This is a genomic window from Microbulbifer donghaiensis, assembly GCF_900129095.1.
GTDB lineage: Bacteria > Pseudomonadota > Gammaproteobacteria > Pseudomonadales > Cellvibrionaceae > Microbulbifer > Microbulbifer donghaiensis.
The window spans coordinates 2385136-2404616 of sequence record NZ_FQVA01000001.1; the positions used below are offsets into that span (position 1 = coordinate 2385136).

The following is a 19481-nucleotide window of genomic DNA, read 5'->3' on the forward strand; positions in this document are numbered from 1 at the left end:
AGAGAACACCATGACTAAAGCCGTAATGCTGAACAGCATTGATCACAGCGACCTCCGTGTTATCACCGACCGCTCTGCTGAATATGGAGACGATGTTTGGTACGCACTGACTTTTCCGCTGGAGTTTCGCTCTCTGCAGGCAAGCTATCCAATTTTCTTTCAGAAAGATCCGCGCACCGGCAAGTTTTTCCCGCTGGCACTGCTGGGTTTTACCGAGGGCGAAAACCTCTACTTGCGCGATGGGAAATGGCAGGCCTCTTATATACCGCTTACGGTTCGCCGTCAGCCGTTCCTGATTGGTCAGCAGACCATCGTCGAAGACGGACAGGAGAAAAAACAGCGGGTGATACATATCGACCTGGACAATCCGCGAGTGAGCAAAGAAAAAGGCGAAGCCCTGTTCATGCAGTACGGTGGCAATACACCGTTCCTGGACCAGACGGCCGATATGCTGGAAGCGATTCACCAGGGGCTGACGGAGAGTGAAGGTTTTATCGCTGCACTACTCGAGAATGAACTGCTCGAGTCCTTTACCCTGGATATCACACTGGACAATGGCGAGCGCAATCAGTTGGTGGGCTTTTACACCATCAATGAGGACCGCCTGCGGGACTTAAACGCAGACAAACTGGCAGAGCTGCACCGCGCCGGATATCTCGAGGCGATTTATATGGCGATGGCGTCACAGTCCAATGTGCGCCAGCTGATGAATGAAAAGAATCGCCGGGTGTCTGCCTAGTGGCTGCTGTGCCCGATTCCATTATGACTGCGATTGAACACTTGCCCCAGGTAGCAGAAGTCAGTGACCTGCATCCAGGCAATGTCGCGGACGCTGTTATCGGGCGCACTGAGCCGCTGGTGCTGCGGGGTTTCTGTGCCCGCTGGCCTGCAGTTGTGGCCGGGCTGGATTCGCCACAGAGAGCGGCAGATTATTTGCGAGCCTGTTACAGCGGGGTGCCCATCTCCGCATGCTACGGTGGTGCCGAGACCGATGGGCGTGTGTTTTATAACGAAGACATGAGCGGCTTCAATTATCGCGGCTCGCGCGAAGACTTGAACAAAGTCCTGGACGATATCCTCGCCAGCGCGGATGACGTAGAGCCGCCGATGATTTACATGGCGTCTACCGATGTAGGGCACTGGTTTCCAGGCTTTGCCGCTGAGCACAGGGCCGGTATAGAGCAGCTGAGTCCGATTGGTTTTTTGTGGCTGGGGAATAGGGTGCGCATTGCGGCGCACTACGACTTTCCCAACAATCTCGCCTGCGTGATCGCTGGTCGCCGCCGCTTTACTTTGTTTCCGCCGGAGCAGATTGCCAATTTGTATCCAGGGCCACTGGAGTTTGCTCCGGGCGGGCAGGAGATCAGTCTGGTGGATCTGCACAAGCCGGACCTCGAGCGCTTCCCGCGATTTCGGCAGGCTATTGCCAGTGCGCAGGTTGCCGACCTGGAGCCCGGCGATGCCCTGTTTCTGCCGGGCATGTGGTGGCATCACGTCGAGAGTCTAGATGCGCTAAACGTACTCTATACCCATTGGTGGAGTGAATTTCCCACATATATGGGGCGCCCCATGAATGCCCTGATGCATTCGATCCTCAGCGTCCGGGACTTACCCGTGCAGCAACGCCAGGCCTGGAAGGCGCTGTTTGATTACTACGTCTTCGATGCCGGCGAAAACCCGGCAGATCACATTGCGGAGTCTGCTCGCGGTGTGCAGGCACGGCCACTCAGTGAGATGGCGGCACGCCAGCTGCGCGCCGAACTGCTAAATCGACTAAAGCGCTAATTCACCGAAGGTCTGCGCCGAAGAAAAACTAACGAGGTGTGAAGTGGACACTGAAAAGAAAATCAAAAAAGTAGTGATCGCCGGGGGCGGAACCGCAGGATGGATGACGGCGGCGGCCCTGTCCAAGCTAATCGGCAAACATCTCGATATCAGGCTGGTGGAATCTGACGCAATCGGCACGGTCGGCGTCGGTGAAGCCACCATTCCCACCTTACATATCTTCCACCAGTTGCTGGGGCTAAATGAGCAGGAAGTGATGGCGGCTACCAATGCCACCTTCAAGTTGGGGATTAAGTTCGAGAACTGGCGGGATGTCGGCAAAGACTATTTCCACTCCTTTGGCACCTTGGGCAAAGACTGCTGGGCGGCGCAATTCCACCATTTCTGGCGCAAGGGATTGGACAGGGGTATTGACTTCGATATCGGTGATTATTGCAAGGAGCACCTGGCTGCCCGTGAGGGTCGTTTCGCGGTATTGCCGAATCAGGATCGCAATCATGCCTATCACCTCGATGCGACTCTGTACGCAAGGTTTCTGCGCAAGTTTGCCGAAAAGAATGGTGTCACCCGAACCGAAGGCAAGATAGCCGAAGTGCGCCTTAACCACAGTGATGGCTTTATAGAGGCATTGCAGCTGGAAAGTGGTGAGCTGATCGAGGGTGAGCTGTTCATCGATTGTACCGGCTTCCGCGGGCTGTTGATCGAGCAGTCCTTACATACCGGATACCATGACTGGACCCACTGGTTGCCCTGCGATCGGGCGATCGCGGTGCAGACCGAGGCGGTCGACAGGCCGGTACCCTATACGCGCTCGATCGCGCGGGAATCTGGTTGGCAATGGCGTATCCCGCTGCAGAGTCGCGTTGGTAACGGCCTCGTGTACTGCAGCAAATACATGGACGAAGAGCAGGCGCGCACCCAGCTACTTGAAAATGTCGAAGGGCAGCTGCTGAGCGACCCGCGGGTTATCCCGTTTCGGACCGGTACCAGGCGTAAACACTGGAACAAGAACTGCGTAGCGATCGGGCTTTCCAGTGGTTTCATAGAACCACTGGAATCCACCAGTATCCACCTGATTCAGCGCAGCGTCGTGCGACTGATGCAGTTGTTCCCATCGCGGGGTATCTGCCCGGCGGATGTCGATGAGTTCAATGCGCAGACGTTGAATGAACTGGAATATATTCGCGACTTCATTGTATTGCACTATCACGTTACCGAGCGCACCGACAGCAAGTTCTGGCGCTACTGTCGCACAATGCCGATACCGGATAGCCTTGCCCACCGCCTGCAGATGTTCCGTGAAAGCGGCACATTGTTTAACTATGAGGCCGACCTGTTTGGCATCGCCTCATGGATTCAAGTAATGCTCGGCCAGGGGCTTATGCCTGAGCGTCATCATCCGATTGTCGATCTGATGGGTGAAACAGAGCTCGAGAATTTTCTTGCCAGTATCCGCCAGCAGGTACGCCGCCAGGTGGAGAACATGCCGAGCCATCTCGATTTTATCGACCACTACTGCAAGGCTAATCTCGACTGATGGCCGGTCGGGAACCCGAAACCACTCCGGCTTCGGGGATGCGATCGTCTCCAGGCGGGATTCCTGCCGCACCGGCAATCATTGGCCGTGAGGGCACGCCGATTCTGGTGGTGGATGGGGTGGCCGGGTTTACTGAAGCGCTGCAGCAGAGTGCCGCGCGCAGCCACTTTCAGCCCGACGGCGCCACCATGTATCCGGGGCTGCGCGCCAAGATGCCGCGCGAGCCGGCCCTGGCGATTTTGCAGGCGGTATACCGCCAGCTCTATGGGCTGTATCAGATCCCGACCGACTTGCGCCTCAAACCCCTGCAAGCGTACTTCTCGTTGGTCACCAGATCCCCAAATGAACTCGGTGCCTTGCAGAGGATTCCTCATTTTGACACGTCGAATCCGTATTTCTTTGCCTTGCTGTTGTATCTGAATCCCGGCGTTCACGGTGCCACCGGCTTCTTCCGCCATCGTCCGACCGGCTACGAGCGCATCGGAGATGCCCGCGTCGAGAGCTACTTTGCGGCTGCCGACCGCTACATGGCGGAACACGGAGCGCCCGCGCAAGAGTACTGTACCCAGAGTTCTGGCCACTACGAGCTTTACCATCAAATCGAGTACCGGCAGCACCGGCTGGCAATCTATCCCGGTAACCTGCTGCACTCGATCTTGGTCGATACCGACCACGATATTGACGCGGATCCAAGAGTTGGCCGCCTCACCGCAAATATCTTCTTCGAATTCCGCTGAATCCCAGTCGCCTCTGTTTTATACCTCCTTATCGAAAAGCGCCGGAGTAGCACCGGCTGCTGTGATACAACGAATCCTGAGTACCGCTGCCCGCGTCTACTGCCTGCACAGTGCAGTGGTCTGCCGAATACACTTGAAGTCTTGGGAATAAGAAAAATGGCAACACTCGGAAGCAATATCGAGGCCGGCGTCGTCGGTTCGGAGGGCTACAAAGCCTCCAGTCACCAATTCGCTCTGGTGGCCCTGACCTCACTGTTTTTCATGTGGGGATTTATCACGTGTCTGAATGACATCCTGATTCCGCACCTTAAGGGCGTTTTTGACCTGAACTACGCTCAGGCGATGCTGGTGCAGTTCTGCTTCTTCGGCGCCTACTTCCTGATATCACTGCCGGCCGGCTGGCTGGTGAGCAAGCTGGGATATCAGCGCGGAATTGTCGTTGGCTTGTCGGTCGCGGTCGTGGGTTGTCTGCTGTTTATCCCTGCCGAGCGACTGCAGGTTTATGGCCTGTTCCTGTTTGCACTGTTTGTGCTGGCCTCCGGCATCACTGTGCTGCAGGTATCCGCGAATCCCTATGTAACGGCACTGGGTTCCGAACGGACTGCGGCCAGCCGGCTCACGATGACCCAGGCATTCAACTCCCTGGGCACCACGATTGCGCCCTTCTTTGGTGCTTTCCTGATACTGTCTGTCGCCGGTGTGGCCGGTGAGCATATCACTGCGGCGGAGCGCGCCTCGGCGGTCGAGCTGCCCTATCTAATTCTGGCTGCTGCACTGGCTGCTCTGGCGGTGACCTTTGCCCTGCTGAAGCTGCCGCGGATTGAAAGCCATGCGGAAGCCGGTGTTGGCGATCTCGCCGCATTCGGCAAGGCGCTGGCGCACCGTCACCTTTTCCTGGGAGCTCTGGCGATTTTCCTCTACGTAGGCGCCGAGGTATCCATCGGCAGCTTCCTGGTGAATTTCCTGTCGGAAGACAGTATCGCCGGCATCACCGAGCAGCAGGCTGCATTCTACGTATCACTGTACTGGGGTGGCGCTATGGTGGGCCGCTTTATCGGTGCCGTTGTCATGCGCTACCTACCAGCCGGAAAAGTGTTGGCGAGTTGTTCACTGGGTGCCTGTGTGCTTCTGGCCATCACCATTGCGGGCAGCGGTAGTGTTGCAATGTGGGCGGTGCTGGCGATCGGCCTGTGCAACTCGGTGATGTTTCCCACCATCTTCAGCCTCGCGCTGGCCCGCCTGGGCGGCCTCACCAGTCAGGGCTCCGGGATTCTATGTCTTGCGATTGTCGGCGGCGCACTGGTGCCGGTGCTGCAGGGCGTGTTGGCCGATCAGATCGGCATCCAGCTGGCGTTTGTGCTGCCGGTACTGTGCTATCTCTACATCCTCTTCTACGGTGTCCGCGGACACCGGGTGCGCGAAAGCTAGTCTATAGCTCGTCTCCCTTGACTGCCCGGCAGCGTGCTGCCGGGCTTTTTTTATGCGTAATAGAAATGCCTTGGGGAAGGGGGCAGGGCGTCCCGGCGGACGACCGCAGAGAGCGGTCAGGAAACGACTGTGCTGCGACTGGCGTCCAGATATTCTTTGACCGGCTGGCGGTAGTTGCGACTTACTTTGAGCTGTGCGCCGCTCTCAAGAGTCAGCATGTACTCGCCTTTGCTCAGCACCTTGATATTGTTGACGAAGTTGAGGTTGACCACTGTCGAGCGGTGAATACGCTTGAAAGTCTCTCCGCACAATTGCTGCTGTAATTCCTTCATGGTGCTGCGCATGACATGCGTCTCCCCGGCGGCATGCACACACATATAGTCACCGGCCGCATCGATCCACTCTATATCGGCAGGGTTGAGCATGGTGATGCGGCCGCGATCCTTGACGGCGAGCCTGCGCATCGTATCGGCGCTGTGGGCTTGCTCTGCCACTGGTTCGGTAGGAGCGTCGCCTCGGGCACGCTCTATCCTTTCGATGGACTGCAGCAAGTTGCCCTTTCTGTCTGAGGGTTCCCTTTGACCGGTAGCTGTGGTCGTCTGTAGTTGCAGGCGCTCGCGAGCACGGCGAATGGCCAGTTCCAGACGGTCATCCTCGAGGGGTTTCATGACATAGTCGACAGCATTTACTTCGAATGCTTCGAGGGCGTACTGATCATAGGCAGTGGCGAAGACCACAAGTGGGATAGTGTCCCCCTGCAGCCTGCGCACCACTTCGAATCCGTTCATCCCCGGCATCTGGATATCCAGAAAAATCAGGTCGGGGCAGTGTCTGCTAATAGCCTCCAGTGCCTCTCTGCCGTTTTTGCAGGCGGCGACTACATCAACGAAGGGGATTTCCTGCAGCATGGATTTGGCCAGGCGCAGGGCAAGCGGCTCATCATCGACTACAACAATTCTTAATGGCTTCATTGTAATATCCCTAAGCTGGAATCTTATTCTTATTGGTGGGCGCTGATTCGAACGGCATGCTAATTGTTACCAGCATGCCACCGGCATCTGCGCGCGCTTGACGCAACTCATAGTTATCGCCGTACAGTGTTTGCAGCCGCTCGCGAATATTCGACAGGCCGACGCCGGTTGAGGAAGGCGTGTCTTCGGCTCCCAAAGTGCTGTTGCGGCGCGCACCGGTGTCACTGATTTGCAGTACCAGGTTCGCGGCCGAACGACGCGCGGCGATAGTGATAGTACCGCCGGACTCGCTCGGTGCGATCGCATATTTCACCGAGTTTTCCGCCAGGGGTTGTAGCAGCATGCTCGGTACCTTGGCTGAAACAGCGGAATCCTGGATGTCCAGGTTAACCTGTAACCGGTCGGCAAATCGGGTCTTCTCGATATCCAGATACAGCAGCACTGCGGCAACTTCCTGCTCCAGGCTGACCTTGCCCGAGGGGTCTTCTTTGAGTGAATGGCGCAGGAACTGGCTGAGACGCACCACCATATCCCGGGCTTCACTCAGCTGGTCAAAACGGATCAGCGCGTTGATTGAGTTCAGGGTATTAAATAAAAAGTGCGGGTTAAGTTGATAGCGGAGCATTTTCAGCTGTGCTTCCCTCGCCACCGATTCCGCATGCAGGCGTCGAATCTGTTCCCGTTCATGCACCGCAGCAACCTGCAGCATTTTCTCGTGCTCTTTTTCCAGCAGCAGATAGTATTTCACCCCGCAGTAGAGCGCGCTCCAGAACAGAAAGACAAACAGGGAAGCGTAGTACCAGCCGCCGAACTCGGACCAGAGCGAATGCTCCCCGGAAAGGCGTATATACATTTCCATGCGCACGAGGGTCCAGATCCCGGCGATAACCGCTACGGCCACAAGATAGATAAAGGTGCGCACCCCGAGTTGTGTATCCCAGGCGATATCGAATATCGGTTTAAGCAGCAGCGAAAGCAGAAATGCTACGGCGCACTGGAACAGGGTGTTGATGGGTTCAAACGTGGGCCACTCCACCGCCGAGTGCCAAAATGACAGCGACAGAAATGTGACGATCAGGATGCCCAGCCAGCTGCCGAGCTGGAGCTTCCAAAACCACCGGTCGGACTCAAGGGTCACCGCAGCGCTAGACTGTTGCTGGATTGTTTCCGCCATGGTTGCCGGGTCAATTGCTTAAAGGGATTGCGGCCGTAATTATTATTCGTCGATAGTACCCCGATAGACGAACAGCGGCCAACGCTTGTCAGGCCTCCCGTCCGCCTTATCGCCCTCACGGTCCACTTCGGCGTACAATGGCGTAAATTCCAAAATTTTGTACCCTGTAGACGCCTTTTTTTGAAACTGAATTTCGACCGGGTTGGAGTCGCGGAATCCCGGCTGGCGTGGATTTGGTCCGGTTCGTCCTACGTGGGATTCACCCATGACGGCACTGTGGTAGTTTCAGTGCCACTGACGGCGAATTTTTTGACTCTCAGGCCCGTCTGTCTCACAGGAGTTTGTTGCAACCTCTTTGCGATGGGCCCGGTCGATGTGTGGCCGAGGCCCGGTTTTTTGATATGCTCCTGTGGCAGCCGGGATAAGAAAGAACGATCGGATTTTCGATGAAAGAATTAATCAGCGGCGCAGGGAGGGGCGCAGTGACTGCCACCGCTGGCTCGGTTAGCGATTCCGACCAGCCGTCTGGGTACTCGCACACCTTCAGCCTGACGGTCCTGGCTTCGCTGTTCTTCATCTGGGGCTTTATTACCAGTCTTAACGATATTCTGGTGCCGCACCTCAAAAATGTCTTTGAGCTGAGCTACACCAAAGCAATATTTGTCCAGTTCAGTTTCTTCATCGCCTATTTCGTTGTGTCGGTGCCCGCCGGCGCATTGCTCAAGCGTGTCGGTTATCAATTGGGGCTGGTACTTGGCCTGTTGATCGCCTGTGCCGGGTGTCTGATCTTCATTCCCGCCGCGCGCATGCAGGTATACGAGATTTTCCTGTTCGGCCTGTTTATTCTGGCTTCGGGTATCACCATTCTGCAGGTCTCCGCCAATCCCTACGTGATTGCACTCGGCAGTGCCAGTACCGCACCCAGTCGTCTGAATCTCACCCAGGCGTTCAACTCACTTGGCACCACGCTGGCGCCGGCCTTTGGCGGCTTAGTGATATTTTCTGCAGTCGCCTCTGGCACTGTACCCACGACGCCGGAAGCGATGCAGGACTTCCGGGCGCACGAGGCGGCACTGGTGGAGGTGCCTTACTTCTGGCTGGCCGTTGTGCTGCTGGTGATGGTGGCTTTCTTCTCCTGGATTCGCCTGCCGAAAATTCCGCAGCATCAGTCATCCCCTGAGATCAGCGGCGAGCGAGCGTTCGATTTCCTGCGCTATCCCCGCCTCACCCTCGGTGCTGTGGGTATTTTTGTTTATGTAGGGGCCGAGGTGGCGATCGGCAGCTTCCTGGTCAACTTTTTCGGCGAGTCATCCGTGGCCGGTATGACTACGGCGCAGGCCGCCCGCTACGTTTCCTATTACTGGGGCGGAGCGATGATTGGGCGCTTTGCCGGCGCGCTGCTGCTGCGCTACGTTTCCGCGGGTCTGCTGCTCGCGGTCTGCGGTTTCTTTGCCACCCTACTGATAGCCGTGGCGATGCTGTCGACGGGCATGCAGGCGGTTTGGGCGATACTCGCGGTAGGGCTGTTCAACTCGATTATGTTCCCGACCATCTTCAGTCTTGCGGTCGCCGGCCTCGGCCGGGATACCAGCCAGGGCTCCGGTGTACTGTGTATGGCCATTGTCGGTGGTGCCATTGTGCCGCTGTTGCAGGGCGTGATGGCAGACTTTGCCGGGATTCAGCTGTCGTTCCTGGTGCCGCTTTTGTGCTACTGCTACATCGTGTATTACGGTGCTTTCTCGCCCATGCTGCGCAACAAGATCTGAGCCGTTCGGCACGTCACGGCATGGGTCAGCCCTGGCGCTCCTCTGGCAATTACCGCGTTCATTCCGCTTCCCGCCTTAACCAGAATACGGTCCGTCTTGCCGACTATCCCTTGTTGTCCCGCGGTGCTCATTGCATGTTGTGCGATTGAAAATGTGTGGGAAAAGGTAAAAAGAACATCATGTTGCGGCAGTCATTACGGTTTCTGACCACAACGCTGTGCCTTCCTGCGACCGGCGGCGGCAAATCGTTGTGCCGGGTTAATATCTACCGATAAGGACCTAGAGTGACCCATGCAGGAATTGGCAAAATCCATTGAGAGCGCGGCGCAGGGCTGGAAACTGGTCGCCGATATCGGCGGCACCAATGCCCGCTTCGGGCTCGCCAAGAGTGTGGCGGCCGCGGATGGTGCGCATTCGGAAGCGCCGGTTGAGGACATACAGTTACTGCCGTGCGCCGAGTTCGAGCGCATTGAATTGGCACTGGAAACCTATCTGAAATCGCTGCCCGCTGCGAAGGTGGCGGATATCAGTGAAGCCTGTCTCGCGGTGGCCGGCCCGGTCGGCGCCGACCGGGTTGCGGTGACCAACCTGCCGTGGACCTTTTCCAAGTCTGGATTGCAACAGGCGCTGGGTTACGCGCGTGTCGAAGTCATCAATGACTTCGCCGCACTGGCCCTGGGCTGTACCGGGCTGCACGGCGATGACCTGGTTCGCATTGACGAGGCGTCACAGGCGATGCCCGTGGCCGATACGTCCGGCGAACTGCGCGCGGTGATTGGCCCCGGCACCGGTCTCGGGGTTTGCGGCCTGCACCGCAGCGGCAATAGCTGGCAGGCGCTGCCCGGAGAGGGCGGCCACGCGGCCATCGCGCCGGTCACAGACGAGGAATTCGCCATCGTGCAGTTCCTGCGTCGTACTCACAGCCATGTCTCCGCCGAGCATCTTCTGTGCGGTCGTGGCCTGGTGAATATTTTCTGCAGCCTCGGCGCAGTGCGCGGGCAGGACGCTCCGCTGCGCGATGCCGCGGCGATTTCCTCGGCGGCGCTGGCCGGTGATTGCGCGCTGGCACGCGATGCGGTGGATACCTTCTGTAACCTGCTCGGCGGTTTTTGTGGCGACGTGCTGCTGATACTCGGCGCCCGCGGCGGCCTGTACCTGGGCGGGGGGATCTTGCCGAGAATCGAACCGCTATTGCGAGCGAGCGAGTTTTATACCCGGATGCGCGCCAAGGGCGCGATGTCCGACTATCTGCAGAATGTGCCCGTGCATCTGGTGCGCCATCTTTTCCCGGCTCTTGCTGGTGCGGCGGCCTATCTCGGCAGCGAAAGATAACGATAAAGACCAAGGAGTGACTCCATGTCATTGTGCAAACAGATGACCACAGGCCTGCTGCTCTGCAGTGCCATTTTCGCTGGCTGTGACAGCGGCCAGGACGCAAATCCTTCTGCTGGCGCAGCGGCCGAAACAGTGCAAGGCGCGACCGGCGATATTTCCGTGTGGCCCGAACTGAAGCCTGCGCTGTCCGTCGATCCGGAACTGGAGGCGCGCATCGACGCGCTGCTGGGCCGTATGTCCATAGAGGAAAAAGTCGGTCAGCTGATTCAGGCGGAAATTAAATACGTCACTCCAGAGGACGTGAAGAAGTTTCACCTCGGTTCGGTTCTGAATGGCGGCGGCACCTACCCGAACAATGACAAGTTCGCCACGCCACAGGACTGGCTCGCGCTGTCGGAAGCTTTCTTTGCCGCGTCCATGGACACTTCCGACGGCGGTGTGGCCATCCCGATCATCTGGGGTAGCGACGCCGTGCACGGTCATAACAATATCATCGGTGCCACCCTGTTCCCGCATAACATCGGTCTGGGCGCCGCACGGGATCCTGAGCTGATTCGCCGCATCGGCGAAGCCACAGCGCGCGAAGTCGCGGTCACCGGCGTTGACTGGACCTTCGCCCCGACTATCGCCGTAGTGCGCGATGATCGCTGGGGGCGCACCTACGAAAGTTACTCGGAAGACCCTGAGGTGGTGCGCGCCTACGCTGCTGAAATGGTCGAGGGCCTGCAGGGCGAAAAGCAGGACGAGGATTTCCTGCGCGGCGAAAACCTGGTCGCCACCGCCAAACATTTTGTCGGTGACGGCGGTACCGAGCGCGGCATCGATCGCGGCGACAACCACGTGCCGGAAAAGGAACTGGCCGAGGTGCACGCCGCCGGTTACCTGAGCGCCCTGCCTGCCGGAGTACAGACGGTGATGGCGTCTTTCAACAGCTGGAACGGTGATCGCCTGCACGGGCACCAATACCTGTTGACCGATGTGCTGAAAGAGCGCCTTGGATTTGATGGCTTTGTGGTTGGCGACTGGAATGGCCATCGCTTCGTGCCGGGCTGCACCGTGGAGAGTTGTGCGGCAGCGATCAACGCGGGCCTGGACATGTTCATGGTGCCGTCCGACTGGAAGGCGCTGTACAACAACACCCTGGCACAGGCGAAGAGTGGCGAAATCAGGCCTGAGCGCCTCGAGGACGCGGTGCGCCGCATCCTGCGGGTAAAAATCCGCGCGGGGCTGTTCGAGCATGAGCGCCCACTGGCAGGCAAAGATGGCATTCTCGGCAATGACGAGCACCGCGCCCTGGCCCGCGAAGCCGTGCGCAAGTCGCTGGTACTGTTGAAAAATAGCGACAACCTGCTGCCGCTGAAGCCGCAGCAGAAGGTTCTGGTCGCCGGCGACGGCGCCGACAATCTCTCCAAACAGTCCGGAGGCTGGACTATTTCCTGGCAGGGGACCGGTAACAGCGCCGAGGATTTCCCCGGTGCCACCTCAATCTTTGCCGGTATCCAGGCCGCAGTAGCGGATGGCGGTGGCCAGGCCGTGCTGAGTGAAGACGGTAGCTTTGCCACTGACACGTTCGCCGACGGCGGCGCTCCCGATGTAGCTATCGTCGTATTTGGTGAAGAGCCCTATGCAGAGTGGCACGGTGACCTCGCCAGTATCGAATACCAGCTGGGCAGCAAGAAAGATCTGGCGTTGCTGCAGAAACTGCGCGCACAGGGTGTGCCGGTGGTGAGTGTATTCCTGTCCGGTCGTCCGTTGTGGGTGAACAAGGAGATGAACGCGTCTGATGGTTTCGTCGCCGCGTGGCTGCCGGGTTCAGAGGGCGCCGGTGTGGCCGACGTGTTGTTTACCGATGCCGACGGCGAGGTGCGCTACGAATTTACCGGGCAGCTGCCGTTCAGCTGGCCGCAATACGTACACCAGACGGTGCTCAATCCCTACCACACCGACTACGAACCCCTGTTCGCCCTCGGTTACGGCCTCGGCAACGGCGAGGAGTCCCTGGTCAGCAACGCGCTGCCGGAAGATGGCGAAACCTATGCCGATGGGAAACTGGAAGATGCCTGGCTGATGGTGTCGCGCCCGCGTGCCCCCTGGCAGCTGGAGATCGCCGAAAGCGAGCGCCCCGCGGTTGCGGTTAGCGGCAACCGCGCCAGCAGTGGCGACGACGGCAACATCACCGTCGCCGCCATCGATATGGAGTCGCAGGAAGATGCGCGCCAGATCCAGTGGAAGGGCCTGCGTGCGGGCAGCGTGCAGCTGGCTGCAGAGAGCCCGCAGGACTTGAGCCGCTACCTGAACGAGAACGCCGCACTGACCCTGGATATCCGCGTAGACCAGAAGCCCGGCCAGCGGGTCAGCGCACAGATCGCCTGTGGTGCGGATTGTGTGGCTGAGCTGCCGCTGCAGCCGTCCCTGCAGCAGCTGCCACCCGGTGAGTGGTCCAGGCTGTCCATCGACCTGCAGTGTTTTGTCGAGCAGGGCGCCGACTTCAGCAAGGTTTCCAACGCGCTGTCACTCAACAGTGCCGGTGCTCTGTCACTCGCTGTGGCCAACATCAAGTATGTGCCCGGTGCAGCCGAATCCGCCGATATCCAATGTCGCGGCTGAGTCACTGGCTGCGCCGCTGTGGCGGCGCGGCCGCGCTGTGTTGTGTGGCCGTGTCGACCTTCGGTCCGGTTAGGGCACCGGCCGCGGCCGACGTCTCCCTGCGCAGTGGCGATCTCAGGGTAACCGTCGATCCGCGAACCGGTGGCCGAATTACCGGCCTGCAGCTGGGTGGGCACCAGATACTGACGGGGCCGGAAGTACACGCGGATAATTTCGGTTCCACCTTCTGGCTCAGTCCGCAATCGCTGTGGTCATGGCCGCCTGTCGCTGCGCACGATAGCGCGCCCTATACGCTGCTGCAGCAGTCGCAACACAGTGTGCAGCTGCAGAGCGCCAGCGGCGCCGGCGCACGGGTAGTGAAAGGTGTGCGGGCCCTCGGCGACAACCTGCTGCAACTGGACTATCGCATCGTGACAGAAACGGCGTTTGCCGAACTGGCCGCGTGGGAGATTACCCGCGTGGCGCGCAGCGGCCTGGCCTTCGCACCCGTGTCGCGCAGCACGGTCGAGACTGTGCGCGGTGAGATGGATTTTGTCCTGGATGAACACGATATCCTGTGGCTGCCCATGAATACGGGCGAGCCGCTGACCGAGGGCAAGGTGATCGCCAACGGCAGCGCCGGCTGGCTCGCCTACGCCGATGGGGGCTACCTGTACCTGAAAATCTATCCGCGTATCCGTCCGCAGCAGATGGCCAGCGGCGAGGGGGATATCGAGCTGTACCTCAGCGACAAGAGCCCTTACCTGGAGCTGGAAATCCAGAGTGCCGCGCAGGCACTGCAAGCGGGGGAACAGTTGAATTGGCGCACCCACTGGCTGATGGCAAAAATTCCGTCGACGGTCCCGGTGGCAGCGAAATCGGCTGCGTTAGTGGAGTTTGTCAACGCGCAGCTGCAGCGGGCTGGCGCGACCATCGAAAGCGGTTCGCAGGCGGACATTCGCCCAGGGCCTGAAATCAACTTATCAGCGGGGGATGGCCCGTCGAGCCATTGATAAAAGGGAAGTCACAATGAAAAAAATGATAAAGCACTGTGTGCTGCTCGGTTCCGCCGCTGCCGCGTTGCTAGCGGGCACGGCTGCGGTCGGCCAGCAGAGCATCGACAAGAAAGTCGACGAGCTGCTCCGTCAAATGACCCTGGCGGAGAAGATTGGCCAGATGACCCAGGCGGAACGCAAGCACGCCACGCCGGAGGATGTAAAAACGTATCACCTGGGCTCGATCCTGAACGGGGGCGGCTCCTTTCCCGGAGACAATACCCGTGCGGAGTGGGTGGCGATGATCGGTGCCTACCAGGACGCGGCCAAATCCACCCGCTTGGGTATTCCCCTGATCTACGGCACCGATGCGGTACACGGCCACAGCAACCTCAAGGGCGCCACCATCTTCCCTCACAATGTTGCGATTGGCGCGACCCGCAACGCCGAGCTGGCACAGGAGATAGGTGCCGCCACCGCGCGCGAAACCGCCGCCACCGGCGTGCACTGGACCTTCGCTCCCACCCTCTGCGTGGCCCGCGACGATCGCTGGGGCAGGGCCTACGAATGTTTTGGTGAATCGCCGCAGTTGGTGGGGGTGCTCGGCAAGGCCTATGTGAACGGCCTGCAGGGCGGTCGCCTGAACGGCAAAACGATTGGCTCTAACAAGGTGGTGGCCACGGCCAAGCACTGGGTGGCGGATGGCGGTACCACGTACGGCAGCGGTGACGAAGGTTATGAAATCGACCGCGGCGATACCCGCCTGGCGGCCGCGGAGCTGGAGAAAATCCATATCGCCCCCTATATCCCCGCGCTGCAAGCGGGCGTGGGTACCGTGATGGTCTCCTACAGCAGCGTCAACGGCACCAAGATGCACGAGAATAAAGCCCTGGTCACCGGCAAGCTGAAAGACGAGCTGGGTTTCGACGCCTTCACCATTTCCGACTGGGCGGCACTGGGCGAAATCCCCGCGGAGACCAATCGCGAGCGAGTGGTTCGCTCGATCAATGCCGGTCTCGATATGGTCATGGAGCCGGAAGAATGGCGCGCATTCATCGCCGATCTCACTGCCGCGGTGGAAGCCGGTGAGGTGTCTATGGAGCGCATCGATGATGCGGTCAGCCGCATCCTCAAGACCAAGCTGCGCGCTGGCCTGTTCGATGCGCCGCTGGCGCCGCTGGCTGTGAGTAGCGATGCGGATGCAGTGATCGGCAGCGACGAGCACCGCGCTCTGGCGCGGCAGGCTGTGCGCGAATCACTGGTATTGCTGAAGAATGATGCCAACCTGCTGCCCCTGGACAAGGGTGCGAAGGTCTTCGTGGCCGGCGATCACGCCAACGATATCGGCCTGCAGTCCGGCGGCTGGACTATCGAGTGGCAGGGCGGGCGCGGCCCGGTAACCGACGGCACCACCATCCTGCAAGGCATAGAGGCGCTGTCCGACGGAGAAGTGACATACAGCGCCGCGGGCGACGGTGCCGCCGGCCACGATGTGGCCATCGTGGTCGTGGGCGAGGAGCCGTACGCCGAGGGCATGGGTGACTACCGCCCCGCCCCCTGTGAAAAATGCCAGCCGATTACCCCGAGCAAGGCGCAGCGGGAAATGCTGGCGCGGGTACAGAAGGCGGGTGTGCCCACTGTACTGGTGGTGGTATCCGGCCGTCCGCTGATCATGACCGATGCACTCGAATCCGCGCGGGCCGCCGTGGCTGCCTGGCTGCCGGGCAGCGAGGGCGCCGGTGTGGCGGACGTACTGTTCGGTGATCACGCGCCCAAGGGAAAACTGCCGGTCAGCTGGCCGCAGTCCCTGGAGCAGATCCCGGTCAACATCGGCGACGAAAACTATGACCCGCTTTACCCGTTCGGTTTTGGTCTGACTTACGAGAAGCCATAAGCCGGCCCGCAAAGCCGCCCGCACGACTGGTACCAGTCGGTCGGGCGGCACTATCCTCCTGATATCGGTGGCCTGTGGCCACTGGCCCGTCTATCTCGCGCCCCCTTGACTTTGGTTACATGTGCAACTAGTTTGTTGCACCTGAAACTAATGTGGGTGATTCCACACTTTAATATCTGAACGTTGAGATGAGATAGGGAGGACCACATGGCCGATTTGTTTGAAAACCCGATGGGTCTCGATGGCTTTGAGTTCGTCGAATTTACCGCGCCGGAGAAAGGCATCCTCGAGCACGTATTCGCGGCCATGGGCTTTGAAAAAGTCGCCCGTCACCGCTCCAAAGATGTCGAGCTGTGGCGCCAGGGTGATATCAACTTCGTCACCAACTACGAGCCGGGCAGCCACGCCCACTACTACGCCCAGGAGCACGGCCCGTCTGCCTGTGGCCTGGCCTTCCGGGTGAAGGACGCCAAGGCCGCCTACGAGCGCGCCATCGAGAAGGGCGCGCAGCCGCGCGAAGTGCACACCGGCCCGATGGAACTGCGCCTGCCGGCGATCAAGGGTATCGGCGGTGCCACCCTGTACCTGATCGACCGCTACAAGGAAGGCGAGACCATCTACGACATCGACTTCGAGTGGCTGGAAGGCGTCGACCACCATCCGAAAGGCTGTGGTTTCCACACCCTGGATCACCTGACCCACAACGTCTATCGCGGCCGCATGGACTACTGGGCCAAGTACTACGAAGACCTGTTCAACTTCCGCGAGATCCGCTACTTCGACATCAAGGGCGAGTACACCGGCCTGCTGTCCAAGGCGATGACCGCGCCGGACGGCAAGATCCGCATCCCACTGAACGAAGAGGCGGCCGGTGGCGGCGGCCAGATCGAAGAATTCCTGATGAAGTACAACGGTGAGGGCATCCAGCACATCGCCTTTGCCTGTGACGACCTGATCCAGTGCTGGGACCGCCTGAAAGAGCGCGGCATGGAATTCATGACCCCGCCGCCGGACACCTACTACGAGATGCTGGAAGAGCGCCTGCCGGGCCACGGCGAGCCCACCGAGGAATTCAAGTCCCGCGGCATCCTGCTGGACGGCACCACCGAAGGCGGCCAGCCGCGCCTGCTGCTGCAGATCTTCTCTGCCAACATGCTCGGCCCGGTGTTCTTCGAATTCATCCAGCGCAAGGAAGACGAAGGCTTCGGCGAGGGCAACTTCAAGGCGCTGTTCGAATCCATCGAGCGCGATCAGCTGCAGCGCGGCGTGATCGGCGACAAGAAAGAGGCCTAAGATGGGCATCAAACGCATTCACCACGTGGCCTATCGCTGCAGGGATGCCAAGGAGACCGTCGAGTTTTACCGCGATCTCCTCGGCATGGACTTCCAGCTGGCCATCGCGGAAAACGAAGTGCCGTCCACCAAGGAGCCGGACCCGTACATGCACGTGTTTCTCGACGCGGGCATGGGCAACGTGCTGGCCTTTTTCGAAATCCCCAACTCCCCGGACATGGGGCGCGATGAGAACACACCCAAGTGGGTGCAGCACATCGCCTTCGAAGTGGAGGATATGGACGAACTGCTGGCGGCCAGGGATCGCCTGGAAGCCGCCGGCGTGGACGTGCTCGGCCCGACCGATCACACCATTTTCCAGTCCATCTATTTCTTCGACCCGAACGGCCACCGTATCGAGCTGGCCGCCAACACCGCCAAGCCCGGCATGCATTCCGAGCTGAAGCGCGTGGCGGAAGACATGCTCGACGAGTGGGCCCGCACCAAGAAGGCACCGCGCCACGCCGCGTGGATGCACGGTGACGCAGAGTTTGAACCGACTGTTGAAGTGGAGGCACAGTGAAATTAGCCAGTCTTAAATCCGGTCGCGACGGCCAGTTGGTCGTGGTCAGCAACGACCTGACCCGCATGGTAGTAGCCAGCGAAATCGCCCCGACCCTGCAGGCCGCACTGGACAACTGGGCCGCCGCCTCGGCGGACCTGGAAGCGCTGCACGCGAAACTGGAGAGCGGCGAGATCCAGGGCGAAGCCTTCGACCAGGCCAGGTGCCACTCGCCGCTGCCGCGCGCCTATCACTGGGCCGATGGCAGTGCCTACGTCAATCACGTCGAGCTGGTGCGCAAGGCGCGCAACGCGGAAATGCCGCAGAGCTTCTGGACCGACCCGCTGATGTACCAGGGCGGTTCCGATACCTTCCTGGCGCCGCGCGAGCCGGTAAAGATGCCGCAGAGCGAAGGCTTCGGTATCGACTTCGAGGCGGAGATCGCCGTAATCACCGATGACGTGCCGATGGGGGTGTCTGCGGAAGACGCGCTCCAGCACATCAAGCTGGTGATGTTGGTCAACGACGTCTCCCTGCGCGGCCTGATCCCGAACGAGCTGGCCAAGGGCTTCGGCTTCTACCAGTCCAAACCCTCCAGCGCCTTCTCGCCCGTATGCGTCACGCCGGCGCAGCTGGGTGACAACTGGAAGGAAGGCAAGCTGCACCTGCCGCTGGTCTCGCACCTGAACGGCGGCAAGTTCGGCGAGCCGAATGCCGGTGTGGACATGACCTTCCACTTCGGCCAGCTGATCGCGCACGCGGCCAAGACCCGCCCGCTGGGTGCCGGCACCATCATCGGTTCCGGTACCGTGTCCAACAAGCTGGACGGCGGCCCCGGCAAGCCGGTGGCCGAGGGCGGCGTCGGCTACAGCTGTATCGCCGAGATCCGCATGATCGAGACGATCCAGAACGGCCAGCCGAGCACGCCGTTTATGCAGTTCGGCGACAACATCGCCATCGAGATGCTGGACGAAAACGGCCAGTCCATTTTCGGCCGCATCGAGCAGACGGTGGAGCAGGCATAACGCCGCTACCGCGCACAGAAAAGGCCACCATTCGGTGGCCTTTTTTATTTGAAGTGTCCCGTCCTGAAATAGGTTGATACTTTGGAGACCTATTAATGGATACCCCTATTCCTACCCGCCCAAAGCGCACCCAGCGTGATTACACCTTGGGCTTTAAATTGGCCGTCGTCGAAGAGGTCGAAAGAGGCGATCTGACGTATAAACAGGCTCAGGATATCTACGGCATTCAGGGTAGAAGCACTGTACTGGTCTGGCTCCGAAAGCATGGTAAGTTGGACTGGTCTTCCACCAGGAGCAGCTCCATGTCAAAGAAGCCAGAAACACCTGCCCAAACCATCAAGCGGCTGGAGCGACAGCTCAAAGACGCCGAGGATCGCCAGTATCTGATGGAGAAGATGATGGAAATCATCGACA

Annotated in this window: 15 protein-coding genes and 1 pseudogene; 14 read left to right on the forward strand and 2 right to left on the reverse strand. The window is 59.7% G+C overall.

Features of this window, described 5'->3' with window-relative positions; genetic code table 11:
• The first annotated feature begins 10 nt into the window (after positions 1-10).
• The 5 genes from BUC36_RS10290 to BUC36_RS10310 all read left to right on the forward strand — a co-directional run bounded on the left by BUC36_RS10290 (position 11) and on the right by BUC36_RS10310 (position 5487).
• On the forward strand, positions 11-739 hold the full coding sequence (locus BUC36_RS10290; protein ID WP_073274322.1) for a SapC family protein: 729 nt from the start codon (positions 11-13) through the stop codon (positions 737-739).
• Positions 740-762: 23 nt separating this feature from the next.
• Positions 763-1785: a cupin-like domain-containing protein gene (locus tag BUC36_RS10295; protein WP_073274837.1), complete on the forward strand. Its 1023-nt coding sequence runs from the start codon at positions 763-765 to the stop codon at positions 1783-1785.
• Between the two features lie 43 nt (positions 1786-1828).
• Positions 1829-3322 (forward strand): tryptophan halogenase family protein, encoded by a 1494-nt coding sequence (locus BUC36_RS10300; RefSeq protein ID WP_073274324.1) that lies wholly within the window; start codon positions 1829-1831, stop codon positions 3320-3322.
• Entirely contained in the window at positions 3322-4059 is a 738-nt protein-coding gene (locus BUC36_RS10305) for a DUF6445 family protein (RefSeq protein ID WP_200797220.1), read from the forward strand. The genes BUC36_RS10300 and BUC36_RS10305 overlap by 1 nt, the downstream gene beginning before the upstream one ends.
• Before the next feature lie 156 nt (positions 4060-4215).
• The gene (locus tag BUC36_RS10310) at positions 4216-5487 is read left to right on the forward strand and encodes a sugar MFS transporter (RefSeq protein WP_073274328.1); all 1272 of its coding nucleotides are present in this window, start codon (positions 4216-4218) and stop codon (positions 5485-5487) included.
• Between the two features lie 116 nt (positions 5488-5603).
• Here the strand turns inward: BUC36_RS10310 and BUC36_RS10315 are convergent, their stop codons facing one another.
• Positions 5604-6458 carry a LytR/AlgR family response regulator transcription factor gene (locus BUC36_RS10315; protein WP_073274330.1) on the reverse strand — a complete coding sequence of 285 codons (855 nt, stop codon included), beginning with the start codon at positions 6456-6458 and terminating at the stop codon, positions 5604-5606.
• Positions 6459-6468: 10 nt separating this feature from the next.
• Complete coding sequence (locus BUC36_RS10320) at positions 6469-7632, reverse strand: sensor histidine kinase (RefSeq protein ID WP_073274332.1); 1164 nt, start codon at positions 7630-7632, stop codon at positions 6469-6471.
• Between the two features lie 446 nt (positions 7633-8078).
• Between BUC36_RS10320 and BUC36_RS10325 the strand changes: the two genes are divergently transcribed.
• From BUC36_RS10325 to BUC36_RS10365, 9 genes and pseudogenes are all read left to right on the forward strand, one after another.
• Complete coding sequence (locus tag BUC36_RS10325; protein ID WP_073274334.1) at positions 8079-9398, forward strand: sugar MFS transporter; 1320 nt, start codon at positions 8079-8081, stop codon at positions 9396-9398.
• A 291-nt stretch (positions 9399-9689) separates the two neighbouring features.
• Positions 9690-10730: a glucokinase gene (glk, locus tag BUC36_RS10330; protein WP_073274336.1), complete on the forward strand. Its 1041-nt coding sequence runs from the start codon at positions 9690-9692 to the stop codon at positions 10728-10730.
• Positions 10731-10754: 24 nt separating this feature from the next.
• Positions 10755-13340, forward strand: coding sequence for a glycoside hydrolase family 3 protein (locus BUC36_RS10335; protein WP_073274338.1), 2586 nt, complete (start codon positions 10755-10757; stop codon positions 13338-13340).
• Positions 13328-14332 carry a DUF4380 domain-containing protein gene (locus BUC36_RS10340; protein WP_073274340.1) on the forward strand — a complete coding sequence of 335 codons (1005 nt, stop codon included), beginning with the start codon at positions 13328-13330 and terminating at the stop codon, positions 14330-14332. The genes BUC36_RS10335 and BUC36_RS10340 overlap by 13 nt, the downstream gene beginning before the upstream one ends.
• 16 nt (positions 14333-14348) lie before the next feature.
• Positions 14349-16208, forward strand: a complete 1860-nt coding sequence (locus BUC36_RS10345) for a glycoside hydrolase family 3 protein (RefSeq protein WP_073274342.1) — start codon at positions 14349-14351, stop codon at positions 16206-16208.
• A gap of 207 nt (positions 16209-16415) precedes the next feature.
• Positions 16416-17501: a 4-hydroxyphenylpyruvate dioxygenase gene (hppD, locus tag BUC36_RS10350; RefSeq protein WP_073274345.1), complete on the forward strand. Its 1086-nt coding sequence runs from the start codon at positions 16416-16418 to the stop codon at positions 17499-17501.
• A gap of 1 nt (position 17502) precedes the next feature.
• Positions 17503-18063: a VOC family protein gene (locus tag BUC36_RS10355; protein ID WP_073274347.1), complete on the forward strand. Its 561-nt coding sequence runs from the start codon at positions 17503-17505 to the stop codon at positions 18061-18063.
• Positions 18060-19067 (forward strand): fumarylacetoacetate hydrolase family protein, encoded by a 1008-nt coding sequence (locus BUC36_RS10360; RefSeq protein ID WP_073274349.1) that lies wholly within the window; start codon positions 18060-18062, stop codon positions 19065-19067. The genes BUC36_RS10355 and BUC36_RS10360 overlap by 4 nt, the downstream gene beginning before the upstream one ends.
• Positions 19068-19162: 95 nt before the next feature.
• A pseudogene (locus tag BUC36_RS10365) lies at positions 19163-19481 on the forward strand (IS3 family transposase); the annotation flags it as partial.